We start from the raw sequence: 9,163 nt of genomic DNA on the forward strand, positions 1-9,163 counted from the left end.
ATAGCGAGCTAGATGAGCGACGAAGACAAAAAACCGGCCCGTAAACCGTTGAGCCTTAAAGGTTCGCAGCCTGGTGAGGTCAAGCAGACCTTCAGCCACGGCCGCACCAATAAGGTTGCGGTTGAGGTCAAGCGCCGCCGCAAGCTCGTGAAACCGGGCGAGGCGCCGCCACCTCCACCGCCTCCCGCGCCCGAGCCGAAGCCTGAGCCCGCACCGGCCCCGGCTGCGAAGAAAGCTGCGCCAAAGAAGCCCGCAACGCCTGCGGAAACTCCACAGGAACGCGTTGCACGCCTTCAGCGAGAAGCGGAAGAAGAGCGGCTGAAGCTGGCTGAAGAAGCGCGCAAGCGTGAAGACCAGAACGCTAAGAAGGCCAAGGCAGACGAGAAGAAGCGCGCGGAAGAAAACCGCAAGGCTGAAGAAGAAGCCGAGCAGCGTGCAGCAGAAGAAGCCAAGGCCGCTGCTGAAGCTGAGGCGGCTGCGGCAGAGGCTGCAAGTGAAGCGCCTGCAGAAACCGGCAAAGCCGCACCTGCTGGCCGCAAGTTTACGCCGGTTGCCCGGCCTGAGCCCAAGCGTCCTGAGAAGAAGAAGGAAGAGAAGAAATCTCGCACTTCAGAGCGTCCTGACAAGCGTCGCTCTGGTAAGCTGACTGTCTCGAAAGCGCTCAATGAGGACGAAGGTCGCCGGGCGCGTTCGCTCGCGGCATTGAAACGTGCGCGTGAGAAGGAACGCCGCGCGCAAGGCGGTCCAACCACTCCGCGCGAGAAGCAAATTCGGGACGTTATCGTGCCGGAAGCGATCACTGTCGGCGAGCTCGCAAAGCGGATGGGCGAGAAGGGCGCGGACCTCGTCAAGGAACTCTTCAATCTCGATATGATGGTCACCGTCAACCAGACGATTGACCAGGAAACCGCAGAATTGCTGGTCGAACAGTTCGGCCACAACATCCAGAAGGTCTCAGAGGCTGATGTCGATATCGACACGACTGAAGATCAGGATCCGGAAGAGACGCTGAAGCCGCGTCCCCCAGTCGTCACGATCATGGGCCACGTCGATCACGGCAAGACCTCGCTGCTCGATGCACTTCGCGGGACCAATGTGATCAAAGGCGAAGCTGGCGGCATCACCCAGCATATCGGCAGCTACCAGGTGAAGACGAAAGGCGGCAACAAAGTCACTTTCCTCGATACACCAGGCCACGCGGCTTTCTCTGAAATGCGTGCGCGCGGTGCGAATGTCACTGACATTGTCGTGCTGGTCGTTGCAGCCGATGACGGCGTCATGCCGCAAACCATCGAAGCAATCAGCCATACGAAGGCGGCTGGCGTTCCGATGATTGTTGCGATCAACAAGTGTGACAAGCCGGAAGCCGATCCGAACAATATCCGTTCGCGTCTGCTTGAGCATGAAGTGATTGTCGAAAGCATGTCGGGTGAAGTGCAAGATGTTGAAATCTCTGCGCTTAAAAAGACTGGTCTCGATGAGCTGCTAGAGAAGATCGAGCTTCAAGCGGAACTAATGGAGCTGAAAGCCCGTCCAGATCGCGATGCAGAAGCGACAGTGATCGAAGCGCAGCTCGACAAGGGTCGCGGTCCGGTCGCAACTGTGCTGATCAATCGCGGCACGCTGAAGCGCGGCGATACTTTCGTGGTCGGTACGGAAAGCGGCCGCGTTCGTGCGATCGTCGACGACCAGGGCAAGCAGATCAAGGAAGCCGGGCCTTCCATGCCGGTCGAAGTTCTCGGCCTTGGCGGTGTGCCCAGCGCTGGCGATCAACTGACCGTCGTTGAGAACGAGCAGCGCGCACGTGAAGTGGCACAATATCGTCAGGAGAAGGCAACGGAGAAGCGCACCGCGCTTGCCCCGACCAGCTTCGATACGATGTTCAACAATCTCGCGGCCAACGTCATCGAATGGCCGGTTGTCGTGAAGGCAGACGTGCAGGGCTCAGTCGAAGCGATCGTATCAGCGCTCCACAACATCTCGACCGACGAAATCAAGGTCCGCGTCCTGCATGCAGGCGTGGGTGCGATCACGGAAAGCGATGTTACACTCGCATCGGCTTCAAATGCGCCGATCATCGGTTTCAACGTACGCCCGAACGCGAAAGCGCGCGAGCTGGTGAAGAAGGACGATGTGCGGATGATGTATTACGATGTCATCTACCACCTCACCGAAGAAGTCGCGAAGGAAATGGCCGGCGAGCTCGGTCCGGAGCGGATCGAGACAGTCGTGGGCCGTGCCGAGGTCAAGCAGGTCTTCAAATCCGGCAAGAAGGACAAGGCCGCAGGTCTGCTGGTCGAGGAAGGGGTCATCCGCAAGGGACTGTTCGCACGTCTCACACGCGAGGACGTCATCGTTTCCGCGACCACCATCGCTTCGCTGCGGCGCTTCAAGGACGATGTCGACGAAGTTCGCGCAGGTCTCGAATGCGGCGTTGTGCTCGAAGATACGAACGACATTCAGCCGGGCGACCAGCTCGAAGTCTTCGAAGTCGAGGAGCGTGAGCGTACGCTGGAAGTCTCCTGATCTGGTTTTGATGTGCGCTGATGGAATGGCAGGACCAGATCGCATCGAGTACCGATGGCTCGCCGCACTCGGAGTTATTAGGCTCTGAGTTTGTGGGTTTCGATGCACAGACAGCAACGGCGACCATGCGTTTCAAGGTCCATCGCCAAATGACGACCTGGCGAGGCGGCGTGCAGGGCGGTCTGGTTGCAGGCTATCTCGATGATGTGATGGGTTATGCCTATGTCGCTGCGACGGATGGTGAGCAGGCCCCGCTAAACCTCGAGATCTCGATGCAGTTGCTGGGATTACTGCCGGAAGGCGCGACCATTATCGGCAAAGGACGCGTGGTACGCGGTGGACGGCGTGTGATCTTCCTTGAGGGGGAGCTTCTGACCGAGGAAGGGCAGGTCCTTGCGCGTTCAACATCGACGGCGATCCCAACCATGCGGCCAGTGCCGCCACCGGAGCCAATGGAATAATGGCCCGCAGGCAAGACTTTACCGCTGAGCAACAATCGGTTCGCGTCCTCAAGGTTGGGGAGCGTGTACGGCACATCCTCAGCGAGCTTCTCGCGCGACAGGAAGTGCATGATGACATCGTCAGTGCTGCCAATATCGCGGTAACGGAAGTGCGCATGTCGCCTGACCTGCGCAACGCGACCGCTTATGTGAAGCCACTGCTGGGTGCTGACGAGGATGCTGTCGTCAAAGCCTTGCGCCAGAACACGGCCTATCTCCAGCGCGAAGTCGCCAAGCGGCTGGGGCTGAAATTCGCACCGAAGCTGAAGTTCTGCTCCGACGAAAGCTTCGATGAAGCAGACCGGATCGAGAAACTGCTGCGTGATCCCAAGGTGGCGAGGGACTTAAGCGACGATCTCGAAGCGGGCGATGAGTAACGATCGCGAGTGGCAGCTGCGCCCATTCAAGAGCGGCGATGTCGGGCTGATCGGCGCGCGCCAAGCTATCCTTTACGCTGAGGATTGGGGCTGGGGGCAGCCACTCGAAGCGATCATCTACGACATTTGCGGCACATTCTTGCGCGACTTCAAAGAGGGGCGTGAGCAATGCTGGGTCGCGGATCGCGACGGGCAAATGCTCGGCGGGGTCATGCTGGTTGAAGAGGATGCGGACACTGCGCGGTTGCGATTGCTCTACGTCGAACCGGAGGCGCGCGGCCTCGGGGTCGGATCAGGCCTTGTGAAGCAATGCACCGCATTTGCGCGCGAGGCAGGCTACAGCCGAATTGTGCTTTGGACGCATGGTGTGCTCCACAGCGCCCGGCGGATCTACGAAGCTGAAGGCTATCGTATCACGTCGACCGAGCTGCAATCCGACTTTGGCAAGGAAGAACTGAGCGAGCACTGGCTGCTCGAACTCTGAGTTTCACCCTTGCGGCACCAGCCGCGCACGCAGCTCGATATTCACCCACTTGCCGACAATCAGCGAGTAACTTGTCATCCCGAATGCGCGGCGATTGATGCGCGTTGTGCCAGAGAGCGTTACAGCTTCACCTGGCACAAGATCGGCGGGAGCCGTGTCAAAGATCACTTCAAGCGTGACCGGCTGCGTCACACCGCGCGCAGTCAATTCGCCATCCACTGTTCCACTCTTCGGGCTCGTAAGCTTCATTTCGCGGCCGACGAAGCGCACTTGCGGGTACTTCTCGACCCAGAAGAACTTTTCGCCTTTGAGCCGGCTCAAGGTCAGATCATCGGGCGCTGTCAGCGCGCGCGCATCGATTGTGACATCGAGATCGATGGTCTCAGGTCTGGCCTTGTCGAGCCGGACTGTGCCGGAGACTTCGGGAAAACCTGCTGTCCGCCTGCCAATGCCGAGGAAGCCGACTTTTGCGTTCAATGCGCTCGCATTGTTGTCGACTGCATAAACCTGCCCAGCAGGGCTCGCGCCAACCAATAGAGCGGCAAACAAAGCCAGCAAGAGCGCGCGCAGCGGTGTCATTACAATAGATAATACGTTGCGAGCGCTCAAAAGGTTTCTCCCGAGCCTATCCAGCCGGACTTGGCAGGGCGTAAGTGACCGGCGCATCCGGCCCCAGCGGAATTCCGAGATAGATCCACGCGACGATCAGGATCACGCCGGAAATCAGCAGCCAGATCGAATAGGGGATCATCATTGCGGTGAGACTTCCGATCCCGAAATCCTTTTGCCAGCGCTGCGCGAAGACGAGGATCAGCGGGAAATAGACCATTAGCGGCGTAATGATATTGGTCGCGCTGTCGCCCACACGATAGGCGGCGGTTGCGCCTTCCGGGCTGATCCCAAGCAGCATCAGCATGGGAACAAGGATAGGCGCGAGCAGAGCCCATTTCGCGCTCGCAGAGCCGACAAACAGGTTCAAGAGGCCAGCAAAGATCACCATCAAGCCAAGCACAATGGGGAGCGGCAATCCAGTCGACTGGATGCCGGCCGCACCGTGTACGGCTGTGATGAGACCAAGATTGGACCAGCCGAACATCGCCACGAAATGCGCCGCAGCGAATGCGAGAACCAAGTAATAGCCCATGTCTTTCATGGACTCAGCCATCATGTTGACCAGGTCGCGGTGGTCTTTGATTGCGCCCGTTGCGCGGCCATAGGCCCAGCCGGTGAGCAGGAAGAGTAGGAAGAAAGCTGCGACAAGCGACTGGTAAAGCGGGCCAAGTTCAGTGTGGATCGAGCAGTCTGCAATGCGTGAGCCGTCTTCAGCAAGGCAGACCGCTTCGTTGACGAGCGGGGTGCCCGGCGCGAACACCATCGCGACCCATATTGCAATTACGAACAAGGCTGCAAGCCCGGCTGCGCGCAAACCCTTGGAAGCGAGATCGCCATCATGAGCTGTCGGATCAGGGCTAAGATCGCTTGCATCTGCGCCAGCCGATGCGCCGCCGGTCCAAGCGCCAAGTCGTGGCTCGATGATCTTGTCAGTGACGTACCAGATGATTGGCAGATAAAGCAGCGTCATCGCAGAGATGAAGTACCAGTTACCTGCGATATTCGCGGTCCAGGAGGGATCGAGCGCGCTCGCGGCAACTGCTTCTTCCGTGATGCCGAACAGCAGCGCATCGAGCTGTCCGGGCGAGATGTTGGCCGAGAACCCACCCGACACGCCTGCAAAGGCTGCGGCAATACCTGCCAAAGGATGCCGTCCGGCAGCAGCAAACAGGATGCCGGCAAGCGGGATCAACACAACATAGCCAGCGTCCGCCGCGTGGTTGCCGAGCATGGCGACGAGCGCGACAACTGGCGTAAGCAGCGATGTCGGTGCGCCTTTGACAGCTTTCGCCATACCAGCTGCGAAGAAGCCAGAACGCTCGGCAACGCCGGCACCCAGCATCACGACGAGCACATATCCCAGCGGATGGAAGTGCGTGAAGGTCTCCGGCATGTCGACCCAGAGCCGTTGTATATTGTCTGCGGCCAGCAGGCTGACCGCGCTGATCTTAAGCGCTCCGCCGGTTGCCTCGTCAATCTGTGTCGGGTGGAATGCGGATACGCCTAGCATCGCGCAAATGACGGATATGACGACCAGCGCGATGATCAAATAGAAGAAAATGAAAACCGGATCGGGCAGCTTGTTGCCTGTCCGCTCCACCCATCCCAGAATGCCGCCTTGCTTGGCTGCTGCTGCGTCCGCCATTGTCATACCCTGTACTGATGATTTCCCTCTGCGTGCATCGCTAGCATCACGCGGAGCGCCTGTCTGCCCTCTGAATGTCCATCCTGTGCATCAATTGGTCCGATCATTGGTGCCTTGCTTGTCGAAGCGCGATTCCAGTGCAAAGCATCGTCCATGGCCAAGCTCTATTTCTACTTCGCCAGCATGAATGCGGGCAAATCGACGACACTGCTGCAAGCGGATTTCAATTATCGCGAGCGGGGCATGACGACCATGCTGTGGACCGCGCAGCTGGATGATCGCAGCGATGACAAGGCGATTGAGAGCCGCATTGGCCTCGGCGCAGATGCGCATCGGTTTGCGCCGGAAACAGATATGTGGGCTGAAATCATGGCGGCGCACAAAGTCGAGCCGCTCGATTGCGTACTGGTCGATGAAGCCCAATTCCTCTCCAAGGATCAAGTCTGGCAGCTTGCTCGGCTCGCTGATCAAGCGGGCATTCCGGTGCTTTGCTATGGTCTCCGCACTGACTTCCAGGGCGAGCTTTTTCCCGGTTCAGCGGCGCTGCTTGGCATTGCTGATGCTTTGGTGGAGCTCAAGGCCGTGTGTCATTGCGGCAAGAAAGCGAGCATGAATTTACGCGTCGATGAAAGCGGCAAGGCCGTGAAGCAAGGCGCGCAAACCGAAATCGGCGGCAATGACCGCTATGTTGCGCTCTGCCGCAAGCATTTTTCCGAGGCGCTTCAATGAACAATCTGTCAGCGACTCTGGAGCACGGTCCGGTCCGGCTCGAACCCTTTGAAGACAAGCATCTGGAGCCGCTGAGGGCTGCGTGCAAGGCGGACCCGGAAATCTGGGACATCTATCCGGTTAATCTGGGCGGAGATGGCTTCGATGGCGCAATCGGCATGTTCCGAGCCTCCCCTGACTGGACGAATTTCGCCGTCCTCGAGGCGGCGAGTGGCGATCTGGTTGGCATGACCAATTACATCCGCCCGACCAAGTTCGGCGTGGTCGAAATCGGTGGGACTTACATCGCGCCGCATGTGCGCGGCGGCATATTCAATCGAACTATGAAAAAGCTCATGATCGAACATGCGTTCGCGTCCGGGTTTCACAAGATCGAGTTTCGGGTTGATACGCGTAACAAGCGCTCGCAAGCGGCCGTGCTGAAACTCGGTGCGCAGCATGAGGGGACAACACGGCAGGATATGGTCACTTGGACCGGCTATCGCCGCGACACGGCGATCTTCGGACTGCTGAAGGACGAGTGGGCAGGCTGACTGCGCTGGCTTAATGCGCTGACGCACCCTATCTAACGGGTATGTCCGATACCGTTCTTCTCATTCTGGTGCTGGTACCAGCGCTCATCATCGCCATCGTGTTTCACGAGGTCGCGCATGGCTGGGCGGCATTGTCGCTGGGTGATCCAACCGCCAAGGAGCGCAATCGGCTGAGCCTCAATCCGATCCGCCATGTCGATCCGGTGGGCACGTTGCTGGTGCCGGGCTTTCTGGCTGTCGTCGGAGGGCCAATTTTCGGCTGGGCCAAGCCTGTCCCGGTTAACGCGCATCGACTGGACAATCCACGCTACGGGATGATGGCTGTGGCGGCGGCTGGGCCTGGCTCGAATTTCATCCTTGCGGGCATTGGCGCTGTGCTTCTCGGCATAGTGGCACCGCAGGTCTGGGGCTTTGCGCCGGGTGCAGAGACATTCACGATCATTGATGGAACAGGTGAGACCAGTCTCGTTCTGACAGGTCTGTTCTATTTCATTCTGATCAATGTCTTTCTCGGCATCTTCAATCTTTTGCCGATCCCGCCATTTGACGGCTCGCATATTATCGAGGGTTTGCTGCCGCGCCGCTATGTCCATCTCTATGCGAAGCTGCGCCCGCTGGGCATGGTGCTGTTCTTCGGACTTGTCGCCTTGGTCTGGTTCGCACCTCAGCTCGGCGTGCTGGAGAAAACGATCTGGCCGCCGGTCCAATGGGCTCTAAACGAGTATCTCAGCCTCGCTGAGGCGATTGCCGGTGGTTGATGCACCTGCCAGCGGCTGGCTGATCCTCGACAAGCCGCGCGGGCTTGGCTCGACGCAGGCGGTGGCTGCCGTGAAGCGAAATTTGCGTGAGGCAGGTTTGCCCAAGACGAAAGTCGGCCATGGCGGCACGCTCGATCCGCTCGCGGAAGGCGTACTTCCGATTGCGCTGGGCGAAGCGACCAAGCTTTGCGGGCGGATGTTGGATAGCGACAAGACCTACGAATTCACGATTGCATTCGGCGAAGAGACTGACACGCTCGACACAGAAGGCGAAGTCATCGCGCGCTCGGATCACCGCCCTCCCATGGCGGCAGTCGCCGCGGTGCTTGAGCATTTCACTGGCGCAATCGAGCAAGTCCCGCCGGCCTATTCGGCAGTCAAGATTGACGGCAAGCGAGCATACGACAGGGCGAGGGCAGGGGAAGATGTCGAGCCCAAGGTACGGGAAGTGACGATACACTCCCTGAGCTTTGCGTCTGACTATGAACCGCAAACCGAGCTTACATCGTCCTTTGCCACAACCTCGGGGAGGCCAGACCCGTTTGACCCGGCATCGCCCCTGATGCTGGCCGACAGCGTCACCCTTCGCGCTCACGTATCCAAAGGCACCTATATCCGCTCTCTGGCGCGCGATATTGCCCGCGCTCTTGGAAGTGTGGGGCATGTTACCTATCTAAGACGTGTAAAGGCTGGCCCATTCCTTGAAGAACAGGCGATTTCGCTGGACAAACTCAACGAAATTGGTAGAGGCGCGCCACTTAGAGACCTCCTCCTGCCGCTCGAGGCAGGGCTGGACGACATCCCGGCCCTCAATCTCGACCAGACAAGCGCGCAGGCGGTCCGTCAGGGCCGGGTCCTGTCTGAACTGCCCCAAAGCAATGGGCTTTACTGCGCGATGCTGGACAATGTTCCGGTAGCGCTGGTGGAACTCAACGCTGGCACGGCGAAGGTCGTGAGGGGTTTCAACCTACCCGATGTCGCAGAGTAAGAGAGAATAAA

The 9,163-nt window shown here is 59.0% G+C and carries 10 protein-coding genes; 8 read left to right on the forward strand and 2 right to left on the reverse strand.

The window, feature by feature from the left end; translation table 11 throughout:
• Nucleotides 1-12 precede the first annotated feature (12 nt).
• The 4 genes from infB to HUO12_RS00775 are packed head-to-tail and all read left to right on the forward strand — an operon-like array spanning nucleotide 13 to nucleotide 3,887.
• Nucleotides 13-2,526, forward strand: coding sequence for a translation initiation factor IF-2 (gene infB / locus HUO12_RS00760; protein ID WP_176271790.1), 2,514 nt, complete (start codon nucleotides 13-15; stop codon nucleotides 2,524-2,526).
• Nucleotides 2,527-2,546: 20 nt separating this feature from the next.
• The gene (locus HUO12_RS00765) at nucleotides 2,547-2,987 is read left to right on the forward strand and encodes a PaaI family thioesterase (protein WP_176271791.1); all 441 of its coding nucleotides are present in this window, start codon (nucleotides 2,547-2,549) and stop codon (nucleotides 2,985-2,987) included.
• Nucleotides 2,987-3,403, forward strand: a complete 417-nt coding sequence (rbfA, locus tag HUO12_RS00770) for a 30S ribosome-binding factor RbfA (protein ID WP_176271792.1) — start codon at nucleotides 2,987-2,989, stop codon at nucleotides 3,401-3,403. Before HUO12_RS00765 ends, rbfA begins: the two co-directional genes overlap by 1 nt.
• Nucleotides 3,396-3,887 carry a GNAT family N-acetyltransferase gene (locus HUO12_RS00775; RefSeq protein WP_176271793.1) on the forward strand — a complete coding sequence of 164 codons (492 nt, stop codon included), beginning with the start codon at nucleotides 3,396-3,398 and terminating at the stop codon, nucleotides 3,885-3,887. Before rbfA ends, HUO12_RS00775 begins: the two co-directional genes overlap by 8 nt.
• A gap of 3 nt (nucleotides 3,888-3,890) precedes the next feature.
• Here the strand turns inward: HUO12_RS00775 and HUO12_RS00780 are convergent, their stop codons facing one another.
• Together HUO12_RS00780 and HUO12_RS00785 are read right to left on the reverse strand one after the other, a co-directional pair.
• The gene (locus HUO12_RS00780) at nucleotides 3,891-4,466 is read right to left on the reverse strand and encodes a YceI family protein (RefSeq protein ID WP_176271794.1); all 576 of its coding nucleotides are present in this window, start codon (nucleotides 4,464-4,466) and stop codon (nucleotides 3,891-3,893) included.
• A 46-nt stretch (nucleotides 4,467-4,512) separates the two neighbouring features.
• A complete protein-coding gene (locus HUO12_RS00785; RefSeq protein WP_176271795.1) occupies nucleotides 4,513-6,144 on the reverse strand; it encodes an AbgT family transporter in 1,632 nt (543 codons plus the stop codon).
• Between the two features lie 153 nt (nucleotides 6,145-6,297).
• Here HUO12_RS00785 and HUO12_RS00790 point away from each other — a divergent pair, with 153 nt between their 5' ends.
• From HUO12_RS00790 to truB, 4 genes are read left to right on the forward strand one after another with little or no spacing between them, the layout of a single operon-like run.
• The gene (locus HUO12_RS00790; protein WP_176271796.1) at nucleotides 6,298-6,873 is read left to right on the forward strand and encodes a thymidine kinase; all 576 of its coding nucleotides are present in this window, start codon (nucleotides 6,298-6,300) and stop codon (nucleotides 6,871-6,873) included.
• Nucleotides 6,870-7,406 (forward strand): GNAT family N-acetyltransferase, encoded by a 537-nt coding sequence (locus HUO12_RS00795; protein ID WP_176271797.1) that lies wholly within the window; start codon nucleotides 6,870-6,872, stop codon nucleotides 7,404-7,406. Before HUO12_RS00790 ends, HUO12_RS00795 begins: the two co-directional genes overlap by 4 nt.
• Before the next feature lie 41 nt (nucleotides 7,407-7,447).
• A complete protein-coding gene (locus HUO12_RS00800) occupies nucleotides 7,448-8,164 on the forward strand; it encodes a site-2 protease family protein (protein WP_176271798.1) in 717 nt (238 codons plus the stop codon).
• On the forward strand, nucleotides 8,157-9,152 hold the full coding sequence (truB, locus tag HUO12_RS00805) for a tRNA pseudouridine(55) synthase TruB (RefSeq protein WP_332310354.1): 996 nt from the start codon (nucleotides 8,157-8,159) through the stop codon (nucleotides 9,150-9,152). Before HUO12_RS00800 ends, truB begins: the two co-directional genes overlap by 8 nt.
• Nucleotides 9,153-9,163 lie beyond the last annotated feature (11 nt).

This window comes from Altererythrobacter lutimaris (genome assembly GCF_013371495.1).
GTDB lineage: Bacteria > Pseudomonadota > Alphaproteobacteria > Sphingomonadales > Sphingomonadaceae > Erythrobacter > Erythrobacter lutimaris_A.

Excerpts from the sequence above, each read along its gene's own strand:
- infB (WP_176271790.1), top strand. The coding sequence starts at position 13 with ATGAGCGACGAAGACAAAAAACCGGCCCGTAAACCGTTGAGCCTTAAA.
- HUO12_RS00765 (WP_176271791.1), top strand. The coding sequence starts at position 2,547 with ATGGAATGGCAGGACCAGATCGCATCGAGTACCGATGGCTCGCCGCAC.
- rbfA (WP_176271792.1), top strand. The coding sequence starts at position 2,987 with ATGGCCCGCAGGCAAGACTTTACCGCTGAGCAACAATCGGTTCGCGTC.
- HUO12_RS00775 (WP_176271793.1), top strand. The coding sequence starts at position 3,396 with ATGAGTAACGATCGCGAGTGGCAGCTGCGCCCATTCAAGAGCGGCGAT.
- HUO12_RS00780 (WP_176271794.1), bottom strand. The coding sequence starts at position 4,466 with ATGACACCGCTGCGCGCGCTCTTGCTGGCTTTGTTTGCCGCTCTATTG.
- HUO12_RS00785 (WP_176271795.1), bottom strand. The coding sequence starts at position 6,144 with ATGGCGGACGCAGCAGCAGCCAAGCAAGGCGGCATTCTGGGATGGGTG.
- HUO12_RS00790 (WP_176271796.1), top strand. The coding sequence starts at position 6,298 with ATGGCCAAGCTCTATTTCTACTTCGCCAGCATGAATGCGGGCAAATCG.
- HUO12_RS00795 (WP_176271797.1), top strand. The coding sequence starts at position 6,870 with ATGAACAATCTGTCAGCGACTCTGGAGCACGGTCCGGTCCGGCTCGAA.
- HUO12_RS00800 (WP_176271798.1), top strand. The coding sequence starts at position 7,448 with ATGTCCGATACCGTTCTTCTCATTCTGGTGCTGGTACCAGCGCTCATC.